General features: G+C 59.5%; 26 protein-coding genes and 1 tRNA gene. 13 read left to right on the forward strand and 14 right to left on the reverse strand.

Annotated elements, in window-relative coordinates; all coding sequences use genetic code 11:
- Positions 1 to 50 precede the first annotated feature (50 nt).
- Positions 51 to 281 carry a type II toxin-antitoxin system CcdA family antitoxin gene (locus tag GDN47_RS17160; RefSeq protein WP_112508970.1) on the forward strand — a complete coding sequence of 77 codons (231 nt, stop codon included), beginning with the start codon at positions 51 to 53 and terminating at the stop codon, positions 279 to 281.
- A complete protein-coding gene (locus GDN47_RS17165; RefSeq protein ID WP_113329858.1) occupies positions 281 to 580 on the forward strand; it encodes a CcdB family protein in 300 nt (99 codons plus the stop codon). The genes GDN47_RS17160 and GDN47_RS17165 overlap by 1 nt, the downstream gene beginning before the upstream one ends.
- Positions 581 to 582: 2 nt before the next feature.
- Here the strand turns inward: GDN47_RS17165 and GDN47_RS17170 are convergent, their stop codons facing one another.
- Entirely contained in the window at positions 583 to 1,038 is a 456-nt protein-coding gene (locus tag GDN47_RS17170) for a GFA family protein (RefSeq protein WP_113329857.1), read from the reverse strand.
- Between the two features lie 85 nt (positions 1,039 to 1,123).
- On the reverse strand, positions 1,124 to 1,858 hold the full coding sequence (locus tag GDN47_RS17175; protein WP_145633720.1) for a type 1 glutamine amidotransferase: 735 nt from the start codon (positions 1,856 to 1,858) through the stop codon (positions 1,124 to 1,126).
- Between the two features lie 226 nt (positions 1,859 to 2,084).
- On the opposite strand from GDN47_RS17175, the gene GDN47_RS17180 reads away from it, so the two are divergent.
- Positions 2,085 to 2,378: an Rdx family protein gene (locus GDN47_RS17180; protein WP_034514177.1), complete on the forward strand. Its 294-nt coding sequence runs from the start codon at positions 2,085 to 2,087 to the stop codon at positions 2,376 to 2,378.
- An 18-nt stretch (positions 2,379 to 2,396) separates the two neighbouring features.
- Here the strand turns inward: GDN47_RS17180 and GDN47_RS17185 are convergent, their stop codons facing one another.
- The gene (locus GDN47_RS17185) at positions 2,397 to 2,825 is read right to left on the reverse strand and encodes a BA14K family protein (RefSeq protein ID WP_152093852.1); all 429 of its coding nucleotides are present in this window, start codon (positions 2,823 to 2,825) and stop codon (positions 2,397 to 2,399) included.
- 189 nt (positions 2,826 to 3,014) lie between these two features.
- Here GDN47_RS17185 and GDN47_RS17190 point away from each other — a divergent pair, with 189 nt between their 5' ends.
- From GDN47_RS17190 to GDN47_RS32585, 3 genes are all read left to right on the forward strand, one after another.
- Complete coding sequence (locus GDN47_RS17190) at positions 3,015 to 4,436, forward strand: phosphomannomutase (protein WP_173002512.1); 1,422 nt, start codon at positions 3,015 to 3,017, stop codon at positions 4,434 to 4,436.
- A 92-nt stretch (positions 4,437 to 4,528) separates the two neighbouring features.
- Positions 4,529 to 4,613 (forward strand) — tRNA-Leu (locus GDN47_RS17195).
- A 287-nt stretch (positions 4,614 to 4,900) separates the two neighbouring features.
- The gene (locus tag GDN47_RS32585) at positions 4,901 to 5,029 is read left to right on the forward strand and encodes a hypothetical protein (RefSeq protein ID WP_257714003.1); all 129 of its coding nucleotides are present in this window, start codon (positions 4,901 to 4,903) and stop codon (positions 5,027 to 5,029) included.
- 43 nt (positions 5,030 to 5,072) lie between these two features.
- On the opposite strand, the gene GDN47_RS17200 is transcribed toward GDN47_RS32585, so the two are convergent.
- The gene (locus tag GDN47_RS17200) at positions 5,073 to 5,339 is read right to left on the reverse strand and encodes a DUF982 domain-containing protein (protein WP_113390827.1); all 267 of its coding nucleotides are present in this window, start codon (positions 5,337 to 5,339) and stop codon (positions 5,073 to 5,075) included.
- A 300-nt stretch (positions 5,340 to 5,639) separates the two neighbouring features.
- Between GDN47_RS17200 and GDN47_RS17205 the strand changes: the two genes are divergently transcribed.
- Entirely contained in the window at positions 5,640 to 5,822 is a 183-nt protein-coding gene (locus GDN47_RS17205) for a hypothetical protein (protein WP_069611006.1), read from the forward strand.
- 225 nt (positions 5,823 to 6,047) lie between these two features.
- On the opposite strand, the gene GDN47_RS17210 is transcribed toward GDN47_RS17205, so the two are convergent.
- Together GDN47_RS17210 and GDN47_RS17215 are read right to left on the reverse strand one after the other, a co-directional pair.
- Positions 6,048 to 6,824 carry an SDR family oxidoreductase gene (locus tag GDN47_RS17210; protein ID WP_152093854.1) on the reverse strand — a complete coding sequence of 259 codons (777 nt, stop codon included), beginning with the start codon at positions 6,822 to 6,824 and terminating at the stop codon, positions 6,048 to 6,050.
- 105 nt (positions 6,825 to 6,929) lie between these two features.
- The gene (locus tag GDN47_RS17215) at positions 6,930 to 7,793 is read right to left on the reverse strand and encodes a MurR/RpiR family transcriptional regulator (protein WP_152093855.1); all 864 of its coding nucleotides are present in this window, start codon (positions 7,791 to 7,793) and stop codon (positions 6,930 to 6,932) included.
- Positions 7,794 to 8,067: 274 nt separating this feature from the next.
- On the opposite strand from GDN47_RS17215, the gene GDN47_RS17220 reads away from it, so the two are divergent.
- The 3 genes from GDN47_RS17220 to GDN47_RS17230 are packed head-to-tail and all read left to right on the forward strand — an operon-like array spanning position 8,068 to position 11,157.
- Positions 8,068 to 8,553: a hypothetical protein gene (locus GDN47_RS17220; protein ID WP_113395731.1), complete on the forward strand. Its 486-nt coding sequence runs from the start codon at positions 8,068 to 8,070 to the stop codon at positions 8,551 to 8,553.
- A gap of 11 nt (positions 8,554 to 8,564) precedes the next feature.
- Positions 8,565 to 10,040 (forward strand): M81 family metallopeptidase, encoded by a 1,476-nt coding sequence (locus GDN47_RS17225; protein ID WP_152093856.1) that lies wholly within the window; start codon positions 8,565 to 8,567, stop codon positions 10,038 to 10,040.
- 1 nt (position 10,041) lies between these two features.
- A complete protein-coding gene (locus GDN47_RS17230) occupies positions 10,042 to 11,157 on the forward strand; it encodes a D-TA family PLP-dependent enzyme (RefSeq protein ID WP_233789950.1) in 1,116 nt (371 codons plus the stop codon).
- A gap of 172 nt (positions 11,158 to 11,329) precedes the next feature.
- On the opposite strand, the gene GDN47_RS17235 is transcribed toward GDN47_RS17230, so the two are convergent.
- The 6 genes from GDN47_RS17235 to GDN47_RS17260 all read right to left on the reverse strand — a co-directional run bounded on the left by GDN47_RS17235 (position 11,330) and on the right by GDN47_RS17260 (position 17,251).
- Positions 11,330 to 12,463: an ABC transporter ATP-binding protein gene (locus tag GDN47_RS17235; protein WP_152093857.1), complete on the reverse strand. Its 1,134-nt coding sequence runs from the start codon at positions 12,461 to 12,463 to the stop codon at positions 11,330 to 11,332.
- Positions 12,464 to 12,547: 84 nt separating this feature from the next.
- Positions 12,548 to 13,777 carry an ABC transporter substrate-binding protein gene (locus tag GDN47_RS17240; RefSeq protein WP_113329836.1) on the reverse strand — a complete coding sequence of 410 codons (1,230 nt, stop codon included), beginning with the start codon at positions 13,775 to 13,777 and terminating at the stop codon, positions 12,548 to 12,550.
- Positions 13,778 to 13,813: 36 nt separating this feature from the next.
- Positions 13,814 to 14,671 (reverse strand): carbohydrate ABC transporter permease, encoded by an 858-nt coding sequence (locus GDN47_RS17245; RefSeq protein WP_152093858.1) that lies wholly within the window; start codon positions 14,669 to 14,671, stop codon positions 13,814 to 13,816.
- A complete protein-coding gene (locus tag GDN47_RS17250; RefSeq protein ID WP_113366517.1) occupies positions 14,668 to 15,555 on the reverse strand; it encodes a carbohydrate ABC transporter permease in 888 nt (295 codons plus the stop codon). Before GDN47_RS17250 ends, GDN47_RS17245 begins: the two co-directional genes overlap by 4 nt.
- Positions 15,556 to 15,568: 13 nt before the next feature.
- Entirely contained in the window at positions 15,569 to 16,726 is a 1,158-nt protein-coding gene (locus GDN47_RS17255) for a Gfo/Idh/MocA family protein (RefSeq protein WP_152093859.1), read from the reverse strand.
- A gap of 192 nt (positions 16,727 to 16,918) precedes the next feature.
- Positions 16,919 to 17,251: a hypothetical protein gene (locus tag GDN47_RS17260; protein ID WP_113329833.1), complete on the reverse strand. Its 333-nt coding sequence runs from the start codon at positions 17,249 to 17,251 to the stop codon at positions 16,919 to 16,921.
- Positions 17,252 to 17,499: 248 nt separating this feature from the next.
- Here GDN47_RS17260 and GDN47_RS17265 point away from each other — a divergent pair, with 248 nt between their 5' ends.
- A complete protein-coding gene (locus tag GDN47_RS17265) occupies positions 17,500 to 18,360 on the forward strand; it encodes a glycosyltransferase family 25 protein (protein WP_233789952.1) in 861 nt (286 codons plus the stop codon).
- Between the two features lie 68 nt (positions 18,361 to 18,428).
- Here GDN47_RS17265 and GDN47_RS17270 read toward each other — a convergent pair whose 3' ends face one another.
- Together GDN47_RS17270 and GDN47_RS17275 are read right to left on the reverse strand one after the other, a co-directional pair.
- Entirely contained in the window at positions 18,429 to 20,414 is a 1,986-nt protein-coding gene (locus GDN47_RS17270) for a polysaccharide biosynthesis protein (protein ID WP_152093860.1), read from the reverse strand.
- Positions 20,415 to 20,629: 215 nt separating this feature from the next.
- Complete coding sequence (locus GDN47_RS17275) at positions 20,630 to 22,306, reverse strand: GumC family protein (protein ID WP_152093861.1); 1,677 nt, start codon at positions 22,304 to 22,306, stop codon at positions 20,630 to 20,632.
- A 194-nt stretch (positions 22,307 to 22,500) separates the two neighbouring features.
- On the opposite strand from GDN47_RS17275, the gene GDN47_RS17280 reads away from it, so the two are divergent.
- Together GDN47_RS17280 and GDN47_RS17285 are read left to right on the forward strand one after the other, a co-directional pair.
- Positions 22,501 to 23,580 (forward strand): glycoside hydrolase family 5 protein, encoded by a 1,080-nt coding sequence (locus GDN47_RS17280; protein ID WP_152093862.1) that lies wholly within the window; start codon positions 22,501 to 22,503, stop codon positions 23,578 to 23,580.
- 88 nt (positions 23,581 to 23,668) lie between these two features.
- Complete coding sequence (locus tag GDN47_RS17285) at positions 23,669 to 24,904, forward strand: hypothetical protein (protein ID WP_112722803.1); 1,236 nt, start codon at positions 23,669 to 23,671, stop codon at positions 24,902 to 24,904.
- The last annotated feature ends 153 nt before the right edge of the window (positions 24,905 to 25,057 follow it).

Genomic DNA, 25,057 nt, shown 5'->3' on the forward strand with positions numbered 1-25,057 from the left:
CAATAACACATTATGCGCATATAGTATGCGCATAATGTGAGGAATGCCTTATGACCCAAGCGACGCGAAAAGCTGCAAATTTGTCTCTCGACGAAGGGCTGGTTTCAGACGCACGCGAGTTGAAAATCAATATCTCACGTGCTGCCGAAGACGGCATAGCGCGCGCCATCAAGGCTGAGCGCGAGCGCCTATGGCTTTTGGAAAATGCCGAAGCAATCGACCAGGCCAATGCCTATGTTGAAAAACATGGCCTGCCCTTTGGAAAATACCGACAGTTCTGATGGCGAGATTTCATGTCTATCGCCTGAAACAAAGTCGAATTCTCGCGTTGGATCTTCAGTCTGATTTGCTGGAAAGATTAAATACGCGAATGGTGGCGCCACTACTCCGCGCAGAGGAGGTGTCTATGCCAATGGCACGGCTCAACCCACAATTTACTCTCGCTGGCGAGCCCTACATCATGGCGACCCAGCTGATGACAGCTATATCGCTTACCGAAATAGGAGAATTGGTTACCGATCTGAGTCCGCACGGCGATCAGATTACCGCCGCGACCGACTTTCTTTTCCAAGGCTTTTGACCTCAGTTTCCTGCCATATATTCCTTCGTCAGGCCCTCATACTCCTCCATCGCCGGCAGTGCGGCATAGCTGTGCTTGGCCGGCGTCGTCACCCAGGGCAGCTTTTCGCTCGTCCAGGTCTCGATGAAGGGCGTGAACCAGCTGGTGTCGTCGAGCATGGTGGCGCGGACATTGACGAACCAGTCGACGCCTTCGAGCTTCGTGAACATCCAGCTCATGCAATGCGGGCAAAAATAGTGATGGATGACATCGCCGTGCAGACCGCCGATGACAGGCTCGCCCTGCGTTACCTCGAAACCCTGCGTGGGGATGGCGGCGCTCAGCGAATAGGGGCCTGCCGTCATGCGCTGGCAGCCGGTGCAGTGGCAGGCCATGGTGAGTATCGGCTTGGCGCTGATCTTCAGCCGCACCTGCCCGCAACGGCAGCTGCCTTCGCTCGGTAATTCCAGCGTGCTCATGATGTCATTTACTCCTATTTCAAAATCGTCGGTGTACGGCATGTCGCCATCGGATTGATCGGACGTGTCCGATCATCAGCCACCCTCAAGCCTCGGCCGCCTCAGGACGCTCCACCTGCACTCTTATGGTTCTCACCCAGGCTCTGGCGATCGCAAGGCCGGCCGTCTCAGCCGCTGCTGCATGCTTGGCCACAAGTTCCGGATACCGCTCGAGCCATCCCGGCTCCTTGCGTTCGATCGTTTCCCTGAATTCGTCGCGCCAGCGCTCGACCACGGCGGCATTGGCTTCGAAGTGAAACTGCGTGCCATAGGTGGCGCGGCCGATGCGGAAGGCTTGGTTCGGCGTGACGCCGTTGGCGGCCAGGCGCGTGGCGCCAGCAGGCAAGGTAAAGGTGTCGCCATGCCATTCGAAGATGGTGAATTCGTCGCCGAGATCGGCGAGCAGCGGGTCCTTCCTTCCCTCGTCGGTCAGGCCGACCGTCTTCCAGCCGAATTCATGGGCGGTGCCGAGCAGATTTTCGGCCTCATAGGCGCGCGCCAGGATCTGGCTGCCGAGGCAGATGCCGAGCACGGCCTTATCCTCGCTTTCGAAGCGGCGCATGAGCCGCGCCAGCTCCGGCAGATAGGGATGGGTGTCGTCGTCGCGGGCGCTCTGCTCGCCACCGAGCACGGCCAGCGCATCCAAGGACGAGGTGTCCTTCGGCAAAGCCTCCCCGCTCCAGGGGCGAAACCAGTCAAGCTCGGCTCCGGCCTCCTCCAGCGCGATACCGAGAGCGCCAAGCGGGGTGTTCTTCATATTCTCGATGATGGCGACGCGCATACCGTTGATTCCCGAGCAATGTGACCACCGGAGATGAGCATGAGGCGGCGGGAGAGGCAAGTGGCCAGAGCGTTTCAACAGTCAACGGAAATGTCGAACCACTCCGGCCGTCTTTCCTTGCGCAATCCCGGACGGAAAACCGCCTGGCACTTTTCCTGGAATTGCTTTGGCTTGCAGCGGACTAAAGTTGAGCCTAGATCTCAGCAAACAACGAAGGATCAGGACGATGAGCGACAAGCCGCGGATCACCATTCTCTACTGCACGCAATGCAACTGGCTGCTTCGCTCCGGCTGGATGGCGCAGGAGCTGCTGCAGACCTTTACCGACAGTCTTGGCGAAGTGGCGCTGATCCCCGGCACCGGCGGGGTCTTCGAAATCCGCATCGACGGCGAGCTGCTCTGGGAGCGCAAGCGGGATGGCGGCTTTCCCGGGCCGAAGGAGCTGAAGCAGCGGGTGCGGGATGTCATCGACCCCGAACGCGATCTCGGCCATACCGACCGCGCATCGCTGGAGAGCTAGGCCCCGCTGCGCGGGGCATCAGTCGAAGGGCGAACGACAGGGCCTGGTACCGTTGTTGATCGTCGTATAGCTGTCGGTGCCGGGATTGTAGGTCCGGTAGCGCTCGGCGCACCAGGTCTGATGTCGCTTGAGCTGCTGGGCCGGCGAGGGATGGACTGTTCTCGGCGGTGGCGTAAAGGTTTCGCGCGGAGGAACCTGAACTCGCGGGCTGCCAAAGCGATTGAGGCCCCCGTTATAGGGCGGCGTGATCGGAAGCGGTTGACCTGGGCGGGTGTAGAACTGCCGCTCGCCGAAACCGAAGCAGCCGCGGGAATCGCAGATGACCGTATTGGTGCGCGGCGGAGTGATGAGCTTCCGGGAGTCCGAGGCGGCTGTCGCGAAATCCACCTGCGACAGCGAGGCAAGCGCGAGGACGCAGCCAAATGCGATCCTATGAAAAACAGCCATGACATACTCCTGTTCCGGACGCTGCGAACCTATGGCGGGCCGCCGCACCTCTTATCTTAGTTGGGGTCATGACGACGGCAAAACCAGTGCTGCCGCAACCGGAACCTATCGATCCACGATGAGTTGATCGCCGCCACCGCTTGCGCCATAACAGCCCAACCATTGCAAGGGAGATTGCCCGTGACCAGCTTGAAATTCGGCACCAGCGGCCTTCGCGGCCTATCCGCAGACCTTACCGGACGGGCATCGGCGCTCTACGCGACGGCCTTTGCCCGTCATCTGCTGAAAAACGGCCATGCCAAACCGGGCGACCTCATCCTCGTCGGCCGCGATTTCCGCGAATCGAGCCCGGCGATCTCGGCCACCTGCATCGGCGCGCTGAAGCGGGCCGGCCTGAAGCCGATCGACTGCGGCACATTGCCGACGCCGGCGCTGGCGCTTTACGGCCTGCAGCTGAAGGCCGCCTCGCTGATGATCACCGGCTCGCATATCCCCGCCGACCGCAACGGCATCAAATTCTATCGCCCTGATGGCGAAATCGACAAGCGTGACGAGGTGGCGATCAGCGAAGAGGCGCTTGCGATTGGCGATTCAGTGCTCGACGAGACCCCTGCCGAGGCGGAAAACCGCACGGCCGAGACGGAGGCGCTGTTCCTGGAGCGCAACAAGGGCCTGCTGCCTCCAGGCAGCCTCGCCGGCCTCACCATCGGCGTCTATCAGCACAGCACGGTGGCACGTGATCTCTTCGGTCAGGTGCTTACCCATTACGGCGCCCGCGTCGTGCCGCTCGGCCGCTCCGAGAGCTTCATTCCGGTCGATACCGAAGCGGTCTCGGCCGAAACCATCCGCCTCATGAAGGCCTGGGCGCCCGAGCACGGCCTGGATGCCATTGTCTCGGCCGATGGCGACGGTGACCGGCCGCTGGTCGCGGACGAAACCGGCGAGCCCCTGCGCGGCGATCTGCTTGGCCTCATCGCGGCAAATTTCCTCGGCGCCGATGTTGTGGTGACGCCGGTTACCTCCAATTCCGGCATCGAGGCTGCCGGTTCCTATGCCGTCACCCGCACCCGCGTCGGCTCGCCCTATGTGATCGCCGGCATGGACGAGGCCATCGCGGCCGGCAAGGCCAATGTCATGGGCTTCGAGGCCAATGGTGGCACGTTGACTGCCAGCCGCTTCACCGTCGAGGGAGAACCTTTCGAGCCGCTGCCGACGCGCGACAGCTTTCTGCCGATTCTCGCGACGCTCTATGCCGCCGCCAAGGCACGCAAACCGCTTTCGGCGGTTGCCAGCAGCTACCGCCTGCCCTTTGCCGCCGCCGACCGTCTGGAGAATTTTCCCGTGGAAACCAGTGCCGCGCTGATGGCCTATCTGCGCGCCTCCGACGCCAATCTTTCGGATTTCCTGAAGCCGATCGCGACGGTCGCTTCCAAGAGCGATATCGACGGCCTGCGGGTGACACTTGTGGATAACCGAATCATCCATTTCCGCCCTTCCGGCAACGCGCCGGAAATGCGCTGCTACGTGGAAGCATCGAGCGAAAGCGAGGCAAAGGCCCTGCTGGAACAGGGACTTGGCCTGATCAGCGCATGGGCCGCAACCCGGGTTTGACCCGGGCTCCACCCGCTTTTTTCACGATTGCCACGAAAACTTCAAAAACCCTGTTGACACCGGACGGCCACCCCCTTACATGCGTGTCCGTCGCCCAGATGGCGGAATTGGTAGACGCGCAGGTTTCAGGTACCTGTGCCGCGAGGCGTGGAGGTTCGAGTCCTCTTCTGGGCACCATTTCCTTTCTTGAGAAACACGGATTTCTTAAAGATTTCAAGATTTAGCGAGCTTTTACAATGCCGCTTCCGGTTCGCCGGGAGTTCATAAGGACTTGTCTTGAAATCGGCTATCCGGATGAAAGCCGGCCTTTCGGCATCCCTGAATAATCGTCCTTTGAACGGATCCCTGATGCCCGCCGCTGGCAGGCGATGAATGCCTGGTCAACAGCTGCCGCCCAGTGTCTTTAAATCATTGACTATCGAAGAAGAGATCGACCTAATGGGGCAAACCCTGAGGGACGTTTGATGGACCACAAGAGCGACTGGTACGACCTGATTGTTGGCAACGGCAATGTCAACGAAGGACTAGGGAGGATGATAGGGTTCATCCTCGCCGTCATCATAATCCTCAGCCTTATCTTCTGGGCAATCTGAGCGCCTCTCGCCGAGGGAGGCTGTCGCCCCTGTCTTACATCAACTAGTGAAGGCTTCCCGAATCCGGCCTGACGCTAAGTCCGGCCTCACGCACCGCCTCCAGAAAAGCCTTTCGCGACCGCTCGGCGGAAACCTTGCCAAGAACGGCATCGAGGCAAACCAGCACGGCCTCATCCATTGCCGGGCCGCCATTGACCGGCCATTCCTCGCTCATGCAGTTTGCCGCGTCCAGCGCGTTGGTGATGATCGCGAAATGGCCGATGCCGTCGAGATCGACTATGACGGGATTGTTCCAATCACCATATTCCATGGCAGCCCTCCTCGCCTTTACGCTACAAGCCCATAACGGGGAGCAGCGGCGAGATGTTCCTGGGCTCTGCGCAGGGCGTTAAGATTTTCTTGCGGCGCCTCATCGGATGTGACCGGATACGAGACACTCTGTATGGAAACCGCGATGGACAACCAGTCAAATACCCCAATCAGGGCGGAGGCCGAGATCCGCGCTTCCCGCTGTGTGCAAACCTCCATCCCGTTATGGCGCTACCTCGCGCACCGTTATCTCGTTAGCTTTTGCCGAAGGGAGGAAAAAGACGAATAAGGGGAACAATAAATGGACCACGTCTGCAACCTGCTCTGGCTCGCCTTCAGTGTCGCTCTTCTCTTTGCCGCGTTGAACCGGCGGCTCGTCGGTGATTACGTCGCCATGTGGTATCTGCTCGTTATCACCGTGGTGACCGTGATGGCCTGGGCGGGTTTCTTCCCGACCGACATGGCGACGCTGCGCGCCGGTTAGCGCGCTCCGGCGCCACAACCATGCAATCCTGCCTACCTTTGCTCGATAACAGTCAGGCACGAAAAAGGCGCCGAAAACCTATTTCGGCAGCCTGAAGCATGAATAAAGGTCCAGCCGGCGCTCCAAAGCACCCATGTCAGCCGACCATACTCCCGCGCTCGCGAGACCAGGTGTTTTGGGGATGAGAGGGGACGGCTGTATTCCATTCCCCTTCGGCGTAGCCCGTCAGTAATGCTCGGACTGGGAGAAAGTATGGGCGAGCTCCGCCTGCCCCGCCGTCAGGCCGCAATCGACAGGCAGGCAAACGCCTGTTATCGCGGAAGCAAGCGGGCTTGCGAGGAAGGAGACCGCATTGGCGACGTCGACGGGATCGACGACGCGTTGTAGCGCATACCAGCGCTTCGCCTCCTCAAAGACGTTTGGATTGGCAGCGGCGCGGACTTCCCAGGCTTGCGTGCGCACTGTGCCGGGCGCGACTGCATTCGAGCGGATGCCGAACTTGCCGTATTCGACCGCGACCAGCCGGGTGAAATGCAGAAGCCCCGCCTTGGCGGCGCTGTAGGCCGGATGACCAAAGACGGCCATACCGTTGACGGAGGCGATATTGATCACCGACCCTTTCGACGCCTTCAGCATGTCCTCGACGGCGCGGAAGCAGAGAAAAGCCGCTTCGAGATTGAGGGCATTGTCGGCACGCCAGATGGCCGGCGTGGTATCATGAAGGCTGACGGCGCGTGCGGCACCGGCATTGTTGACGAGAGTCTTCACCCCGCCGAGATCCGATGCGGCCTTTGCCATGGCGGCAACATCGGCATCGCTGGTGATATCCGCCTTGAACGTGACGAAACGCTCCGCCGGGCTGAGTTCTCCAACAGCCTTCAGCATGGCAGCCTCGTCGATATCGACGAGCAGGATGATGTCGTGGTCATCCGCCAGGCGTTTTGCGATGGCACGGCCGATATCGCCGGCAGCCCCCGTGACGATGGCGACGGATTTGCTCATATCATATTCCTTCGATCGATTCCCCGAGCGGCCTGATCCGCCACCCTATGTTGTTGTTTCGGCGGAGCCCAATGTGATGAGCGTCGCCGACTTCGCGAAACTGCTCTAATCTCCAAGAAGCTGACGGTCGTCGCCATCGCGATGGGTGACGAGCTGCTGCTTGATACGGCGCAGCGTCATCGTTGCCTGCGGCTGAATGCGATAGGCGACCAGGCTGGCGAGAATGTCCACCACGGCCAGATAGGCGATGCGGGTCGATGTCGGCCGATAGATATTGTCTCCTTCCGGCAGGTCGACGGGCACCGTAATCTCGGCGGCGCGGGCCACCGGGCTTTCACTCTGCGTCAGGGCGATGGTCGGCACCTTGGCTTCGCGTGCCAGCGCAAAAGCGCGCACCAGCTCGGCGTTGCGGCCGGAGAAGGAGGAGCCGATCAGCACGTCCGTCGGCTTGGCGGCGGCAGCCATCATCAGCTGCATGCTGTGGTCGGAGCTCGCGGTAATGCGAAGGCCTAGCCGGAACAGGCGGTTCTGCAGCTCGGTCGCGATCATAGAGGAATTGCCGCCGGAGCCGAAGGCATAGATCATCTCCGCACTGGCGAGGCGGTTCGCCGCCCGCTCGATGGCGGCAACATCCAGCCCGCGATGCAGCAGGAAGAGTGCGTTCTGCGCCTTGGTAATAATATCCTGCGCAACGTCGGCCGGTGCGATGCTCTTCGGCTCGGGCTTCAGATAGCGCATGCCGACATAGGCTGTCCGCGCAAGCTGCACCTTGAAATCGGAAAAGCTTTCGCAGCCCAGACGTCGGCAGAAACGCGTCACCGTCGGCGGCGAGACATCCGCCTTGCCCGCAAGCTCGATAATGGAAGCATTGACGGCGAATTCGAAATCATTGAGGACGATGTCGGCGATACGGATTTCCGATTGCGAAAGCCGGCCTCTCTCTTCCTGCATGGTCGTGAAGATATCCATCAGCCCCCCTTCGTCGCTGCTTCACCCACGTTTGACACGTAGTCAGCGACACGATCCATCTCAATCTTCCCGATCCCGCCGGCGCCTGTGGACAGGCGTGTGCGCAGAAGCGGCTTGTCATTCGTTCCCGTTTCGCCGGAACCGTGACATGTGATGGCCACCATGCGGTTCCTGCAAATTATTTTCTTGATACGTTGACAAATGACCATAGAAAGCGGAATTTGGCCAGTGAAAATCGCAAATTATGAAAAGAATTTAAATGACGGCGGATGCTATGCGTGATCCTTTCAAGAATCCCTTCCCTGCCAGCGATACCGCCAGGCATTCGATCTGGGAGATGCTCGTCCCGCGCGATATCGATGCTTTTCTTGCCGCCGACTGGTCGATGGTCGCGGGCGATTTCGTCGAAGAGGGCTTTATCGGCATCGATGGCAAGCGCGCGGTCAGCCCGGACAAATGGCGCCTCGCCTTCCCGACGCTGTCCGCCTATCGCGACGAGTGGCTGCGCCAGGCACGCGACTTCGCCACGCAATCCTTCGCCGAAGATCCGCGCACGGCCATCTTCACGACAACGACCCTCGAAGACATCGAGATCGAAGGCGATATGGCACTGGTGCGCAAGAAGTTCGACGGCAGCCTGAAGAAGTCGGATGGCGGCATCGACGTGATGAAGTGGCAGACACTTTATTACTGCCGCCTGCATGAAGGAAGCTGGAAGATCTGCGGCTTCACCGGCTATCTGCCGAACCCCATGGAATAGAGGCGACAGCATTGCGCATTTTCACGGCGGCCCTTGCGACCGAGACGAATACCTTCTCCCCTATCTGCGTCGACCGGCGCGCCTTCGAAGCCTCTCTTTATGCGCCGCCGGGCACACATCCGGAAACGCCGACGCTATGTTCCGCACCGATCACTGTGGGACGTCGTATCGCGGTGGAAAAGGGCTGGGAGGTGATCGAGGGCACCGCCACCTGGGCCGATCCGGCCGGTTTGGTCAATCGCCGTACCTATGAGGAACTGCGCGACGAAATTCTTGAGCAATTGCGCGCGGCAATGCCTGTCGATGCTGTCGTTCTCGGACTGCACGGCGCCATGGTTGCGGATGGTTACGAGGATACGGAAGGTGATTTCCTATCGCGCGTGCGCGGGATCGTCGGGCCGGATATCCTGGTCTGCGCCGAACTCGATCCGCACAGCCACCTTACGGCGAAGCGCCTCGCGGCCGCTGATTTCTTCGTCTATTTCAAGGAATTCCCGCATACGGATTTCGTCGATCGTGCCGAGGACCTCTGGCGGATCGCAATCGATACGCTAGAAGGCCGCGTGAAGCCGGTCATGTCGGTCTTCGACTGCCGCATGATCGATGTTTTTCCGACCTCGCGCGACCCCATGCGCTCTTTCGTCGACAAGATCATGGCAATGGAAAGGGCCGATGCCGATATCCTGTCGATTTCGGTCATTCATGGCTTTATGGCAGGCGATGTGCCGGAGATGGGTACGAAGCTGCTCGTCGTCACAGATAATAAGTCGGATAAAGGTTCTGCAATCGCCCGCGATCTCGGCGTGGAACTCTTCTCAAAGCGCGGCACCTTCATCATGCCGCAGATCGACGAGAAGCAGGCGGTAAGCGAGGCCATGGCCGCAGCTTCAGGTCCGGTCGTCATAGCCGATCTCTGGGACAATCCCGGCGGCGGCACGGCAGGCGACGCAACGGTCATCCTACAGGAATTGCTCGATTGCGGCGCTACCGACACGGCGATCGGCACGATCTGGGACCCGATGGCCGTACAGATCTGCATGGCGGCCGGCGAAGGCGCGAAAATCCCCCTGCGTTTCGGCGCCAAATCGGCACCGGGCACGGGCAATCCGATCGACGGTCTCGTCAAGATCGTTCGCCTGGTTCCGAATGCCGAAATGCGTTTCGGTGAGAGCTTCGCTCCCTTCGGCGATGCCGCACATATTCAGCTCGATGGCATCGATATCATCCTGAACTCGACGCGCGCGCAGAGCTTCGATCCGAGCCTGTTTTCCGTCATGGGCATCGACCCGACAACGAAGAAAATCCTGGTCATCAAATCGACCAATCATTTCTATGCGTCTTTCTCGAAGATCGCATCGCAGATCCTTTACTGCTCCGCAGGAACGCCTTATCCCAACAATCCGGCGCGCACGCCCTACCGCCGCGCGCGAAAGGATATCTGGCCGATGGTGGCGGACCCCTTTGCAGAAGAACGGAAAGACGCCTGACATGGCTCCGAGTATCGCTCACGACATCGCCTTGGAAATCAGCCCCAAGCCGGGCGACACGATCGACAGCCTCTCCACGCCACGCCCGATCATCGACGAAGACCGGCTGGCTGCGAATATTGCGCGCGTGCAGTCCTACATGGATGCGCACGGACTGAATTTCCGCCCGCACATTAAGACGCACAAGATTCCGGCCCTCGCACGCGCCCAGGTCGCCGCCGGCGCCAAGGGCATCAACTGCCAGAAGATCACAGAGGCGGAAGTCTTCGCCAATGCAGGTTTCGAAGATATCCTGATCACCTTCAATATCCTAGGGGCTGAGAAGCTCGCACGGCTTTCGGCTTTGAACGACCGTATATCCGGCCTCAAGGTCGTGGCCGACAGCACCGTGACGGTTGATGGACTTTCCGGCTGGTTCGCCGCCCGCAAGCCGCTGACCGTGCTGGTCGAATGCGATACCGGCGGCGCGCGCTGCGGCGTGCAATCGCCAGAGCAGGCGGCCGCTCTCGGCAAGCATATCGCCAGCAAGCCCGGTCTCGTCTTCGGTGGCTTGATGAGCTATCCGAAGCCGAGCAACGCCGCCGCGACGCAGGCTTTCCTCGTCGAAGCAGTAGCGCAGCTGAAGAATGATGGCATCGAATGCCCGATCGTCAGCAATGGCGGCACCCCAAGCCTTTTTGAGGCCCACCTCGTGACGGCCGCTACCGAGCATCGCGCCGGAACCTACATCTATAATGACCGCTCGATGGTGCGTGCGGGCCATTGCCGGGAAGAGGATTGCGCCATGCACATCCTTGCGACCGTCGTTTCCCGACCAACCGAAGACCGCGCCGTCATCGATGCCGGCTCGAAGGCTTTGACTTCCGACCTTCTCGGTTTTGCCGATTACGGTCAGGTGGTCGACTATCCCGATGCCGTCATCAAGGGGCTATCGGAAGAGCATGGTGTCATCGATCTGTCGAACTGCGCAGGCGCTCGTCCTGAGATCGGCGACAAGATCCGCATCATCCCGAACCACACCTGCGTCGTTTCCAATCTCTTCGACCAGATGGTGTTCCATCGCGATGGCGTCGTCACCCGCGTCGAAGAGGTAGCAGCTCGCGGTTTGGTCTGGTAGGACGATCCCTCACCCGCCTTCGTGGTTCGAGACGACCCTTTGGGCCTCCTCACCAAGGGGGCAGACTCTCCGCGCTGTAGCCCAGAACGGTAAGCCGTATCGAGGACCAGGTTTGCTCCATCCTCACCCTGAGCTTGTCGAAGGGCGAGGATAGCCAGCAACCACCTCTCCGTCAGGAAGCGGCCTGGTTCAGCAAGTCCATGTCGATTTCGGTCAGCTCCACCCGCCGCTCGAAAGCCTGGCCGTTTTCATCGAAGAGATGGCAATCGCCGAGGCGGATACCAGTCTTCAGGGGTGCGTCCATGCGGATGGCGGCGCTGCCGGGCAGCGTCGCACAGAAATTCTCGTCGATGCCATCAGCCGTGGCATAGGCGACCGTTTGGGCGCCGAGCCGCTCCACGACCGTCGGTACGATCGTGAGGGTCAGATCACCATCGCCAAGCTGGACATGCTCCGGCCGGATGCCGAGGGTCAATACCCTGCCGGCAAAGCCTGGACGCGGCGTGACGGGCAGCAAGGCCTTCTGGCCCTTGTAGTCCACCTCCACACCGGCATCGCTGACATTGGTACAAGTGACGGGCAGGAAGTTCATCTTGGGATTGCCGATGAAGCGGGCAACGAAGGTATTTGCCGGCTTGTGATAAAGCTCCAGCGGCGCACCGACCTGCGATATCTCGCCGGCGTTCAGCACAACGATGCGGTCGGCCATGGTCATGGCCTCGACCTGATCGTGTGTCACATAGATCATTGTTGCCTGCAACTGGCGGTGCAGCTTGGCGAGCTCGATGCGCATATCGGCACGCAGAGCTGCATCGAGGTTGGACAGCGGCTCGTCAAAGAGGAAGATCTTCGGCTCGCGCACGATCGCACGGCCGATGGCGACGCGCTGGCGCTGGCCGCCGGACAACTGACCCGGCTTTTCCTGAAGGCGTTTATCGAGGTGCAGGATGCGGGCGGCATTCTCGACCTTGGCCTTGAGCTTGTCCTCCGCCATCTTCTCCACCCGCAGCGGGAAGGCGATGTTTTCGAACACCGACATATGCGGATAGAGAGCATAGGACTGGAAGACCATGGCGATGCCGCGCTTGACGGGCGGCAGATCATTGACGCGCGCGCCATCGATCTTGATGTCGCCGCTGGTCACATCGTCGAGACCTGCGATCATGCGCAGCAAGGTCGACTTGCCACAGCCGGACGGACCGACAAAGACGATGAATTCACCGTCATTAACGTCGAGCTCGACGCCCTTGATGACCTCAAAATGACCGTAAGATTTTTTGACCTGATTAAGGTGCAGCTTTCCCAAACTCTGTCTCCGCGCGGCGCCGCCATGGGGCGGGCAGGGCTCCAAAGGCCGCGCGCATTGCGCGCGGCCCGGTGACTTGCAGGCTTACTTGTACTGCTCGAGATCGGCAGCGGCCTTCTTCAGCGCATCTGCCGGCTGAGCCTGACCGGTGACGACCGACTGGACCATGGAGATCATCACGTTCTGGAAGCCCTTGTAGTCCTTGAAGAGCGGCTCGGGACCACCATAGGCGATGCCGTCGATGAACGGCTTCCAGGAAGCATCCTTCTTGACGAACTCGTCAACCATCGGAGACGGGCGCAGTGGTGTGAGGCCTGCGCCACCCTGGAGTTCGTATTCTCCCTGCGGGCCGGGAGACGTGATGAACTTGGCGAATTCGATCGCCTTGTCCTCAACGCCGCTGCCCTTGAAGACGGCAAGGCTGTCGGTGATGAGCAGCGTGCCCTGACCCTTGGCCGAAGGACCGAGCGGCAGCGGTGCCACGCCCCAATTGATCTTTGTTTCCTTCAGACGAGCGGCGGCACCGGAGCCGGCCTGGATCATGCCGACCTTGCCATCGAGGAAGATGGCGCGCATTTCGTTCTGTTCGTAAGCGGTCGGCCCTTCGACCGAGTAGGGCGTGATGTCCTTGTAGGCCTGGAGAGCTGCCAGAACCTCGGGGCTATCGAGAACGATCTTATCGCCGTCGATGACCTTGCCGTTGTTGGTGTAAACCCAATGCAGGAACTGGTGCATGGTGTTATCGAAGGTCTTGGCCGAGAGGCCATAGCCCGGAATGCCGGTCTTTTCCTTGATCGCCTTGGCGTCGGCGATTTCTTCAGCCCAGGTGGTCGGCGGCTTTTCCGGATCAAGACCTGCCTTCTTGAAGAGATCCTTGTTCCAGTAGAGCGCCTTTGTCGAGAAGGCGATCGGTGTGCCCCACTGCTGCCCATCGAAGGTAACCGTCCCAACGATGCCCGGATAATAAGCCTTCTTCTCTTCGTCCGTCATCGGGATCGGAACGATCAGGTCGTTGTCAGCGAACTGCTTCAGCGTGCGCGAGCCGACATAAGCCATGGCAACCGGCGTGCCGGCTGCGGCGAGCGTGGTTGCCTTGTCCTGGCACTGCTCCCAACCGACGACCTCAGGCTTGACGGCCCAGCCCGGATTCTTGTCTTCCCACTGCTTGATGTACTTCACATGGATCGGATCGATGCTGTCGCCGCAATAGATCCAGCTGATTTCCTTGTCGGCGGCCTGGGCGTTTACGGCGCCAAGCACGGTGGAGCCGAGCAAAGCAAGGGCGAGAAGCCCCGTCTTGAAATGGAATGTCACGTTTAAGCTCCCGTTCTCTCTGGTGGTTGATTGATTTTATTGCTTCACCGCGCCAGCGGTCAAACCGCTGACGAGATACCGTTGCAGGAAGAAGATCACGACCAGAGCCGGCGCGATGCCGACGAAACTTGCGGCCATGAGTTCATTCCAGACGACCTCCTGCCGGCCGAAATAGGCAAAGAGCCCAACCGGCAGCGGCATGTATTCCGTCTTCGAATTGAAAGTAAGAGCATAGATGAACTGCTGCGCGTAAGCCTCGATGAACGAGGAAATCGCAACAACGACGATGCCGGGCATGGCGATCGGCAGGATGACGCGGCGGAGCGTATAGAACTGGCTCGCACCATCCACATAGGCTGCCTCATCCAGCTCGCGCGGGATGCGGCGGATATAGGTGTGCAGCAGCCAGATTCCCGTTGGAATGATGAAGGCCACTCCCGGCACGATCATGGCGAAATAGGTGTTCAGCACGCCGAAGGAACGCATGAGCCGGAACAGCGGGATCAGCAATACGGCACCGGAAAACATCTTGACCGCGAGAAACGCGCCAAGCAGCAGGCCGGAACCCTTGAACTCGAAACGCGCGAAGGCATAGGCGGCCGGCACGACCAGGATCAGGACGATGATGGTGATCGTGCCGGAAACGAGGAATGAGTTGAAGATATACCAGCCGAAACCCGGCACGCTCGTCCACATCGTGCGATAGGCCGTGAACGAACCGTTCTCGGGGATGAAGCGGTAAGGCGACGAGAAGAGCTGGCTCAGCGGCTTCAGCGAAACCAGGAACCCTTCGATGAAAGGCGCCAGCACGAAAGTGAGAAACAGCAGGATTCCGGCATAGATGCCGATCAGCTCATACCATTTGTAGCGATGGATCATCGAAGGGTGGCTCATCGCTGCTTGGCTCCCGTTGAAAAGCGGCTCGTCAGGCGGAAATAGGCAAGGCAGAAGAGCGACAGGAAGATGCAGATCAGCACCGCACGCGCAGCACCCTCGCCATATTTGTAAGACCCGATCGCCGTTCGGTAGGTGTCGATGATCATCGTCGTCGTTTCGCCGTTCGGACCGCCGCGGGTCAAAATCCAGATGATGTCGAAGGAATTGAAGGTCGAGATCAGCGAGAGCATCGACATGGTGACCAGAGACGGCACCAGCAGCGGCAGCGTGATGCGGCGAAAGCGATAGAAGCGGCCGGCGCCATCCGTCCACGCCGCCTCATAAAGATCATGCGGAATTGCCTGCATGGCCGCCAGCATGTAAAGAGTGACCATCGGCACGCCGATCCAGACGTCGGTGACGATCGTCGCCCAGAAGGCCGAGCTTCCATAGGCAAGGAACGCGACGGGACCATCGACGATGCCGAAGCGCTGCAGCAGGCCAGATATCATGCCGAACTGGCCATTATACATCCAGCCCCACATGAAGATGCCGATCGCCATCGGCACGATCCAGGGCGGCATGGTCAGCACTCGGAAGAGCGCGCGGCCCGGAACGGCCGAGTTCAAGAGTGCGGCGCCGAGAGTGCCGATGATCATCTTGATCGACACAGAGAAGAAGGTCCAGATGAAGGTGCGGACGATGACGCTTGCGAAAGTGTCGTTGAAGATCTTCGCATAGTTCTCGAAGCCAACCCAATTCGTCACCTTCTTCAACGATGCATCGGTGAAGGACAGGATTATGGTGTCGACCAGCGGATAGGCGACGATGACGGTGACGTAAAGGAGAGCCGGAAAAAGAAGGAGCCAGGCGAAGATGACCGTGCCGCGTTGAACACCCATCCTGCGCCCCTCCCTAGGCGGCTCTTGAATGAAGCGCTTCGTCGAACTCGTCCCAGATCGGCCGGAGATCGACGACGGTCTTCTTCATGCGGGCCTCGTCCATTGAGAGCGCGAGAATGCCGGCTTCCAGCGCATTCTGGGTCGACACCGGCAGATGCAGGCCCGTCTTGACGTGCGCGATAATATCGGCGGCCATCTGTTCGTCGGCCCCATAGTGCTGCGAAAGCGTGGTGGCCGCGTAGGTCTTCTCGATCACCTTCTTGCCGGTCAGCATCTCATGGACATTGAAATAACCGCGGATGAAATCGCCCTCGGCCATGCCGCGCGAGCCCATGATGGCGAAACGGCGGAACTGGTCAGGCACGTTGAGATTGGTGTGGAAGTTCATGCCGACACCATTGGCATACTCAATGATCGCGACCTGATAGTCTATGATGTCACCGTCGCTGTCGAAGACCTTGTCAGACCCCATCCAACCGCTCGGCTTGCGATGGAAGAGCTCGAGATCGTTGATGCCTTCCCGCGCGGGATCGTTTTCCGGAATGAAGCTCTTGCGGCCGCCAAAGCTTGCGACCCGCTCCGGCCGCGCGCCAACCACGCCATTATAGAGATCGAGGTCGTGGCAGCATTTTTCCAGCATGAAGCTGCCGGAATAATGTTCGTATCGGCGCCAGTCACGCATGAAGAAGGCGCCGTGATAGGGTTCGATATGCTCGGCAGCCTCGATGGAAACGACATGGCCGAGCTTCCCCTCGGCCTGGGCGGCCAGGAGATCGCGATACATCGGCGAATAGCGCAGCACGAGGCCGACATTCAGGCGCTCATGGCCGAATTTGGCCATAAGGCGGGCAAGCTCGATGCTATCCTTGATGGTCGTGACGATCGGCTTTTCGCAGAAGATTTTGAGGCCGGCCTCGAGGCCGATGCGGATGTGATCGAGATGCATGTGGTTCGGCGAACCGATCATCAAGAGGTCGATCTTTTCGTTGGCGATCAGATCCTGGGGTGTTGCATAGGCCTTTCCGGCTGAGATGCCCTTTTCGAGCAAACCGGGCAGGCCCGCGGGTTCCGGATCGACATATCCTGCAATCTCGAAGCTCTCGTCGATCGCCTTGAAGACATAGCCCAGATAGCCTAGGCGGAATCCCAGCCCAATGATTCCAACGCGCATGCTTTTATGTTCCCATTACGTAATTTATTTTCGTAACCTTGGGGCAAATTTTCGCATTCGTCAACGACGTTCGCGCATTTAACCAAAAACATGAAATTTATTTTCAGACCACCAACAAAACCTACCGACGCGAACATCAAGCCACGCTCGCCTTGATTGCGCTGCTGCTTAATTCGGCAGAATGCCTACGACTTATCTATCCGGCCCGTTATATTGCCAATATTGGTAGTTCGGCTTTCTGGTGCTGCTGGAAATGACGCCATTCTGATCGCAAACGTAACCGAGGCGCGGCAAGCCGCGGTAGAACGGACCTTCGTGAAAATAATCGGCGTACACGGTGGCGGTGCGACATTGAAACTTCTCGTCATCAGCCATTTTCGGCGCAGTAACTCCCGGAAGGTCCTTGTAAGGATAGACGGGAGCTACATATGGCTTGGGGAGGAGCGGATTGTCGGCAAGTGCGGCCGCCGGCATCAAGACCGCAAGGGACAGGGCAGCAATGGCGATTTTCGACTTGATCCACATATACTGCTACGCTCCTTTACAAATGCGAGCGCAACGACCACACGCCGCATATCACAGATATAATGGGGCTGGGGTCATGCGCCAACGGGTTCCCCGATCAAAATCATGCGCACGGGATGGTTTCCGCATCGCCGACGCGGGCCATTCACGCTACGTTACACCAAAAAAAATGCTTTTATCTGCAAATACAATGCAGGCGTGTGCAAGCGATTTGCGACAAGTCATAAGCATGTTATATAGTATGAAAATTGTCATCCTGGTTGTTGTCGGCGCGATTTCTGTTTGAAGGAGTAACAGTCATTCTCGAACAGATTAATCGTATCCCGCCTCTTGTTGACCCGGAGATTGCTGACGATGCCGCTCAGCAGGTTTCCATTTATGTCATCAATCTTGATCGCTCGCGTGATCGCTGGGAACGACTGTGCAACCAGGCCGTCGAATATGATCTGCATATCACGCGCGTTCCTGCCGTCGACGGACGTGTCGTCGCGGAGGCAGACCGCGTCGATTTTTATCCGCATTCGTTCATCTATCACAACGGCCGCAAGCTCCTGCCGGGAGAGTACGGATGCTACCGCAGCCATCTGATTGCGCTGGAGCAATTCGTCGCAAGCGGCGACAAGATGGCGATCATCATGGAAGACGACGTCGAGCTCAACGAGAAGCTTATCCCGCGTGCAATCGCAGCGATGGAAAGCGTCCAGGGGGCGCGTCTCGTCAAGCTCGTCAACCATCGCCTTGTCGGCTTCAAGCCGATCTGCGAAACCAGCGAAAACGATGTCGTCGGTCGCTGCATGCATGGTCCGCAGGGATCGGCTGCCTGTTATATCGTCAACCGCAAGGCGGCCAAGAAGCTGCTGACGACGCTGAGGCCCATGCTTCTTCCCTACGACGTCGCCTTGGAACGCGGCTGGTCAACCGGCGTCGAGACATTCACGACCTTTGAAAATCTGGTCGATTTCAGCCCGCACCGCGCCCACACCACGATCGGCAAACGCGTGCATTACCGCGCGGTAAAGCGGCATCCGCTGTTGCGGCTCACGGCACATTGGTTCCGCACCTGCGATCAAGTGCGCCGCTGGTACTACGCCGTCGCGATGAAGCAGTAGCTGCGGCAAAGCTGCGAGGCCAAGCCCGAAAGCATTAAAAGACGCCGGTGTCGTGACAGGACATGCGCCTATAGCTGTGCAACGTTATCAAGGTTGGGCTGATCGACCGTCAGATCCGTCTCGCGCTCGCGATAGACCAGATCAACCACTTCGCTGCTCGGCGCATAGCCGGAAACGAGCTTCTGCAGCAGGGCTTTCGCCAAGGGAATGTCGTTTTCATCCAGTGCCGCCTCGAGTGCGGCGAGCCGCTTCGACAGCTCCGGCCAGGGCAGGAAATCCTCCTTGGCCTGCATGATGCGCGGATGGCTGGTCGGCTGCGGGTTGTCGCCGATCAACAGTTCCTCAAAAAGCTTCTCGCCCGGTCGAAGGCCGGTGATTTCAAGCTCGATATCGCCATCCGGCTCGTCCTGGTCCCGCACAGTCAGACCGGACAATTCCACCATTCGCCGCGCGAGATCGGCAATGCGTACCGGTTCGCCCATGTCGAGCAGGAAGACATCGCCGCCGCCCGACATCGCGCCCGCCTGGATCACAAGCTGCGACGCCTCGGGAATGGTCATGAAATAGCGGGTGATATCGGGATGCGTCAGCGTGATCGGGCCGCCGTCGCGGATCTGCTGGCGAAAAAGCGGCACGACCGAACCGGATGAGCCGAGCACGTTGCCAAAACGCACCATGGCGAAATTGGTACTGTCGGTGCCGGGCTTGCGATCTGCATCCATCGCCTGCAGCACCATTTCCGCCAACCGCTTGCTGGCGCCCATGATGTTGGTCGGACGCACGGCCTTATCGGTGCTGATGAGGACGAAATTTTCGACACCATGATCGCGCGCAGCTTCGGCCGCTATCTGCGTTCCCTGCACATTGTTGCGAATGCCTTCGACGGGATTGTATTCGACGAGCGGCACATGCTTGTACGCAGCGGCATGATAGACGGTCTTCGGCCGCCAGGCCTGCATGATCTGCCTGATTCGCTGGCCATCGCGGACGGAAGCCAGGAAGGGAATGATGCGCACATCGGCGGCGTGGCCGGCGGAGGCGGCCGCCTTCTCCAGCTCGCCATGAATGGCATAAAGGGCGAACTCGCTCTGTTCGATCAGCAACAGGGAGGACGGACCGTTCTTCAGGATCTGGCGGCAGAGTTCGCTGCCGATCGAGCCGCCGGCACCGGTGACCATGACGACCTTGCCGCGAATGTTCTTCTCGATCAGACCGCGATCGGGAGCGATCACGTTGCGGCCGAGCAGATCCTCGATATCAAGCTCGCGCAGATCCGAAACCGCGACGCGGCCCTGCGCGAGCGCCGTCAGATCTGGCATGGTCCGTACGGTGACGCGAGCTTTGCGCATGTCTTCGAGGATTTCGTTGCGCCGCTGTCGCGTGGCATTCGGCAGAGCGAGCAAGACGCCCTTGATCTCGCCTGAGACTACGAGCGCCGGCAGATCGGCCGGATCGTAGATCGGCAGCCCGCCCATAATGCTGCCATGCAGGTTGCGATCGTCATCGAGATAGCCGACGACGTTCAGCTCCGCGCTGTTGGCAAGCGCACCCGCAAGCTGACGCCCTGAAGCACCGGCGCCGTAGACCAGCACCTTGGCAAGCTGATTGCGATTGAGAAGGCGCTGATAGGCGTTGCCAAGCCAGTAGCGTGTCCACATGCGCGACAGGCCGATCGCGATCAGCAGCAGCAAGGGCTGCAATATGCCGACGGTGCGCGGCACGCCCGGCACGCTGATGGCGGTAAAGATCGTCATGAAGGCGAGCGCATAGATCGCCACCGCCTTGACGACCGTCACGAACGCCGAAAGGCCGGCATAGCGGAAGATGGCGCGGTAAAGGCCGAGGACGATGAAGATCGGAATGGCGAGCAGAAGGGAGACGATCGCCGGCAGCCACTCGACGCCTTCGAGGATGACCCAATCGTCAAGGCGAAGACAATAGGCAAACCAGACCGTCAGCACACACAAGCTGGCATCGACCAGCAGCGCAAGCGCGCGCTTGGTGGAGCGCGGCAACGCCAGAAACGGCAGAACGAGTTTATCCGCGGGCACCATCGATCAGCTTTCCCTGGCGCCAGTCATCGGAGCAACGCACCGCTTTTCTCGCATAGATTGTCTCACAAAGTATCGCACAACGCTTAATGACCGTATCGCGCTTCCATTAGCAAGACCCAATCATCCCCAGCGCCGATTTACATTTAGAACAGTCGACGCGCAATTGCATCCTCAATGCTGAAAAAGGCGGCCGATGCGAAAGGGTAAGACGATGGTCACTTGCCGAAATAGCCGCGGATGACGGGATGCCGAAACAGGCCGAGGAGAACGGCAAACGCCATGCCAAGACCGGCACCAAAGATTGCGCCGGCGATCAGCCCGGCCACCATCATCACCTTGCGGCTCGGCCCATCCGCCTTCAGTGGCGGTTCCGCCTCCGAGATCACGCGAATATTGCTCTGCGAGAGGTCCTGGGCATCGCTCGCCTGGCCGGACCGTTTCAGCAGTGATTCATAGAGATTGCGAGCCGCGGTCGCCTTGCGCTGCAGCTCGTTCAGGCCGACAAGCTTGCCTGAGGTATTGACCTGCGAGGCCTTCTGTACTGCCAGTTCCTTGGCGATATCCTGCTCGGCCTTCTGTGCCTGCTCATAATCGGCGCGGGCCGAGGTCATCTGCCGCTGCAGCTCCGCGCGGATTTCGGCGGCGAGGCTATCCAGTGACGATTTCGCGGCGAGCAGGCGCGGATGGCGGGCGCCGAGCTGGCTTTGAAGGCTGCCGACATTGGCGGCCATCGTCGCATATTGCTGCCGCAGGCTGCTCAATGCCGTCGATGTCACCCCTGCGGACGGATTGTTGGAGACCACATCTTCAAAGCTGAGCTTGCCGGCAGCGTCCGCGCGGGCTCTTGCCTCGATCGTTTTCTGCTGGGCCGTTACCAATAGGTCGTTCAGAGCGGTCAGACGTTTGTCGGAGATCAGATTGCCCTCGACGGCCACCATGTCGTTGTCGGCGCGATAGGTTTCGACGGCCTTTTCGGCTGACAGTACCTGCTGGCGCAGATCCTCCAGGCGGGAATCGAGCGCCGTATTGCTGTTCTTGTAGGTGCTCGCAGCCGCCTTGCTCTCTTCCTCCATGAAGGAGGTCACAAGCTGGTTGGCGATCTCGGCCGATTTTTGAGGATCGCTCGTCGTCACCTTGGCATTGACGACGTAGGTGCTGGATTCGCGGGCGATCTGCACGGCTTTCGCCAAGGCGGCGGTGGCCACATATTTTGCCGCCTCGCCAGTGGCGCCACCATTGAATTTCGGATCCTGATCGAGCTTCAGCGCATCGACGACGCGCCCTAGCACCTTGCCGGAAGACAGGATCTGCGTCTGGCTGTCGATCATCGTCGTGATCAATTCCGGTGGCGTCGGCGCCTGCTGGGCGGAATCGGAGCCTCCGACCGGCCGAGGGTCGAAATAGAGGCTGGTCTCGGCGGTGAATTTCTGCGGAATAAGGGGAATGACCGCTCCGCCCAGAACGGCGCCGGCGCCTGCCAGGGCAAGAACAACGAACTTCTTCGCCCAGATCGAAGCGATGGCCGATCGAAGATCAAGCAAAGGCAATTTTGCCGCCGGTATCGATGCCGTCGGAGCAGCGACAGATGCCGGTACAACCGCAACCTGCTCGACAGTAGGCACCGCAGCGGTGACAACCGGCTCGGAAACGGAGCGGGGGGCCACCGGCTCCTCAACATCGGATCGCTTCGGCGGACTTTGCGGAACGGCGGCATCCGGAATGGGCGCCTCAAGCTCTTCGGAATGTGCCATGGGCTCAGCAGCGGCGACGAAATCCCGAGGGCGCAAGACAGGACTGCGCAAGCGCATACCGTCGCGCCGTATGTCAGACGGCTCGGTATCGCGCCAACCCGCAAGTCGGTCCGATCTCTTGCTTCGTTCCATTGAGCTCATGGCAGACTTTCAATGCTCCGCAGACGCATTCCACGCAGCAGGTGCCGGAAGTTTAGAAACGTTTGGCTAACGGAACATTAAGGACGCTCTCAGGAAATCGCGGGGCGGGCGCTCGCATGATCCATCCCTTCATCATTGCTCAACACCATCATCCCTATGAAAAGCCACACGCGCACGGAAGGCAGGGCCATGCAATGACCGCATCGATGACGAAAACTCTGCGACGCCTGCTGGCCGCCACAGTCATGCTCGCTTTCACGGCGCAGGCGGAGAGCCCCCTCGCGGCGCAGCAACTATGCTATCGCGGCGTCAATCTGTCCGGCGCGGAATATGGCGAGCGCGGCGGGGTCGTGAATGTGAATTACACCTATCCGTCCGAACAGACCGTGCGCTATTTCGCAGAAAAAGGCATGAATACGATCCGCCTTCCCTTCCGGTGGGAACGGCTGCAGCCCGTGCTCGGAGCACCTCTCGATGGCGACGAACTGCAGCGGCTGAAGGATGCCGTCGATCTCATCCAGAAGCATGGAATGACAGTCGTTCTCGATCCCCACAATTACGCCTATTACGACAAGACGCAGCTCAAGCAGGCTCCCGCGACCGATCTTGCTTTCGGCGATTTCTGGGCGCGGCTTGCGGTGGAGTTCTCCAATCGAAAGGGCGTCGCCTTCGGCCTGATGAACGAGCCCCACGATATCAAGGCTCCCGATTGGCTCGAACTTGCCAACACCGCCATCCGCAGCATCCGAACCATCGGCGCGCGCAATCTCATTCTCGTGCCCGGCACGAACTGGACGGGGGCGCATAGCTGGTCGGCCGACGTTCTGGGCGGCGGCGCCAATGGCACGGTCATGCTCGGCGTCAAGGACCCGATCGATTTCTACGCCTTCGAATTCCACCAATATCTGGATTCGGACAGTTCGGGCACGCACCCGGTCTGCGACGGCACCGACAAAGCCGTGAAGGGCATGAACGACGTTACCGACTGGCTGCGCAAGAACGGGAAGCGCGGATTCCTCGGTGAATTCGGCGTCGCCGCCAATGATGGTTGCCTCTACGGTCTCAAGCAGGTTCTCGACATCATGAACGCCAACAGCGACGTGTGGCTCGGCTGGACCTATTGGGCCGCCGGCGACTGGTGGCCGCCAGAGGAGCCGCTCAACGTCCAGCCGCACAACGGCCGCGAAAAGCCGCAGATGAAGGTTCTTACTGAAGGGCTTAATCGAAAAGTGTCACTGGCGGCCTCATGCGCGTTGGTCAAGCCGGCGAAATGACCATTGACGGGCAGCCGGCTCTTTGTCGCGAATCATCAGCCTGATATGCTGCCGCCGCCAGTGAAGACGTCACCACTCCGGATATCTGATGCAACGTTCAGGCGAAAAGCAGCCGATCAATTTCGTCATTCTCACGATTTCGCTGCTGGCGGTCTGCTATAACTGCATCCTTGCCTTTATCAATCACAATATTACGCCGCTGACGCCAAGTTCCGTCGTGCTGTCCGAGGTGCTGCTGCAGGTCGCCGCCTTCACCTACCTGCTGACGAAGGGCATATATGAAGAGGACATAGCACCGCTCCTTTATCTGCTGCTGACCATCGTACTGACGGTTTTCGTCATCGCCATCAACAAGCAGGCCTATATCGATCATCTCCGCAACGTGATGATCATCTTCGCTTTTTCGATCATGGGGCGGCTTGCCAACGAGCGCACCGTCAAGCTTGCCTTCAAGATTTCATGCTTCATCGTGCTTGCCGTGCTTGTCCTGGAAATCGTGTCGGTCAAGGAATATGTCGCGCTGTTCCATCCGGCCGAATATTTCCAGAATACGCGTGGGGTGCCGCCGGCGACCTATAGCGATATCGGCCTGTTTCGCGGCGCGCTTGGATTCGAGGGCCGGTTCTCTTTCGGCCTGATCGACCACCGATCGTCCTCCATCTTCCTGGAGCAGGTCTCGCTTGCCAATTTCTGCGGCGTGATGGTGCTGTATCTGATCAGCTTCTCCAATCGTCTCGGTTTGCTGGACCGGCTGCTGTTTTTCTCGACGGTCGTGCTGATCCTGCTGACGAACGACACACGCACGATGCTGATCTTCAGCCTCATCTGCGTTGCGGGCTATTTCATCTATCCATGGCTCCCGAAGACGCTCGACCTGCTGACGATGCCCGGCATCATCGTTGTCGGCTTCGTCATTCACGCGCTCGAGCCGAGCGTGACGGGCGATAATTTCGTCGGGCGCATCAATGGCACGGTCAAAGCCTTCCTCGGCATGGACCTGCAGAGCACGATCGGGCTGCAGCTCGATCAGGTCGGCATCTTTTTCGACAGCGGATATGTCTACATCATCTATGGCGCCACCATCTTCGGCCTGATTCTGTTCTGGCTCTACGCCTCGCTCTATCCGGGCGGCGAAACGGTCAATCAGCGACGCCTTGGCCATGCGCTTTCCCTCTTCCTGTTCCTCAATCTGATGATCGGCTCCACAGCCATCTTCTCCATGAAGACGGCCGGACTGGTCTGGCTTCTTGTGGGATTCCTGAAATTCAACGAGGGAAGTCTGGCGAAACCACCGCAAAAGCTTTCGCTGGCAACCGGCGGCTGAGGCGGGGATACGCCGTTCGAAGACGCAACGGGAACGACTTTTTGCCCGTCATCCTGCCTAAATATCCGTCGAAACATGGCTGGGGGGAGGTATTTCCCAGACCTCCGATTTCATCTAAGCAGGCGGACATCCTCGGGATAGAAGAGATAAAGA

The sequence above is a fragment of the Martinezella dioscoreae genome, assembly GCF_009176305.1.
In the GTDB taxonomy this organism is placed as follows: Bacteria; Pseudomonadota; Alphaproteobacteria; order Rhizobiales; family Rhizobiaceae; genus Rhizobium; species Rhizobium dioscoreae.

What these genes read in the sequence shown, in the direction of transcription:
- GDN47_RS17280 (WP_152093862.1), top strand. Translation starts at nt 22,501, where the DNA reads ATGACCGCATCGATGACGAAAACTCTGCGACGCCTGCTGGCCGCCACA.
- GDN47_RS17275 (WP_152093861.1), bottom strand. Translation starts at nt 22,306, where the DNA reads ATGAGCTCAATGGAACGAAGCAAGAGATCGGACCGACTTGCGGGTTGG.
- GDN47_RS17170 (WP_113329857.1), bottom strand. Translation starts at nt 1,038, where the DNA reads ATGAGCACGCTGGAATTACCGAGCGAAGGCAGCTGCCGTTGCGGGCAG.
- GDN47_RS17250 (WP_113366517.1), bottom strand. Translation starts at nt 15,555, where the DNA reads ATGGGTGTTCAACGCGGCACGGTCATCTTCGCCTGGCTCCTTCTTTTT.
- GDN47_RS17180 (WP_034514177.1), top strand. Translation starts at nt 2,085, where the DNA reads ATGAGCGACAAGCCGCGGATCACCATTCTCTACTGCACGCAATGCAAC.
- GDN47_RS17230 (WP_233789950.1), top strand. Translation starts at nt 10,042, where the DNA reads ATGGCTCCGAGTATCGCTCACGACATCGCCTTGGAAATCAGCCCCAAG.
- GDN47_RS17270 (WP_152093860.1), bottom strand. Translation starts at nt 20,414, where the DNA reads ATGGTGCCCGCGGATAAACTCGTTCTGCCGTTTCTGGCGTTGCCGCGC.
- GDN47_RS32585 (WP_257714003.1), top strand. Translation starts at nt 4,901, where the DNA reads ATGGACCACAAGAGCGACTGGTACGACCTGATTGTTGGCAACGGCAAT.
- GDN47_RS17165 (WP_113329858.1), top strand. Translation starts at nt 281, where the DNA reads ATGGCGAGATTTCATGTCTATCGCCTGAAACAAAGTCGAATTCTCGCG.
- GDN47_RS17175 (WP_145633720.1), bottom strand. Translation starts at nt 1,858, where the DNA reads ATGCGCGTCGCCATCATCGAGAATATGAAGAACACCCCGCTTGGCGCT.
- GDN47_RS17245 (WP_152093858.1), bottom strand. Translation starts at nt 14,671, where the DNA reads ATGAGCCACCCTTCGATGATCCATCGCTACAAATGGTATGAGCTGATC.
- GDN47_RS17185 (WP_152093852.1), bottom strand. Translation starts at nt 2,825, where the DNA reads ATGGCTGTTTTTCATAGGATCGCATTTGGCTGCGTCCTCGCGCTTGCC.
- GDN47_RS17255 (WP_152093859.1), bottom strand. Translation starts at nt 16,726, where the DNA reads ATGCGCGTTGGAATCATTGGGCTGGGATTCCGCCTAGGCTATCTGGGC.
- GDN47_RS17260 (WP_113329833.1), bottom strand. Translation starts at nt 17,251, where the DNA reads ATGTGGATCAAGTCGAAAATCGCCATTGCTGCCCTGTCCCTTGCGGTC.
- GDN47_RS17220 (WP_113395731.1), top strand. Translation starts at nt 8,068, where the DNA reads ATGCGTGATCCTTTCAAGAATCCCTTCCCTGCCAGCGATACCGCCAGG.
- GDN47_RS17210 (WP_152093854.1), bottom strand. Translation starts at nt 6,824, where the DNA reads ATGAGCAAATCCGTCGCCATCGTCACGGGGGCTGCCGGCGATATCGGC.
- GDN47_RS17285 (WP_112722803.1), top strand. Translation starts at nt 23,669, where the DNA reads ATGCAACGTTCAGGCGAAAAGCAGCCGATCAATTTCGTCATTCTCACG.
- GDN47_RS17215 (WP_152093855.1), bottom strand. Translation starts at nt 7,793, where the DNA reads ATGGATATCTTCACGACCATGCAGGAAGAGAGAGGCCGGCTTTCGCAA.
- GDN47_RS17200 (WP_113390827.1), bottom strand. Translation starts at nt 5,339, where the DNA reads ATGGAATATGGTGATTGGAACAATCCCGTCATAGTCGATCTCGACGGC.
- GDN47_RS17160 (WP_112508970.1), top strand. Translation starts at nt 51, where the DNA reads ATGACCCAAGCGACGCGAAAAGCTGCAAATTTGTCTCTCGACGAAGGG.
- GDN47_RS17205 (WP_069611006.1), top strand. Translation starts at nt 5,640, where the DNA reads ATGGACCACGTCTGCAACCTGCTCTGGCTCGCCTTCAGTGTCGCTCTT.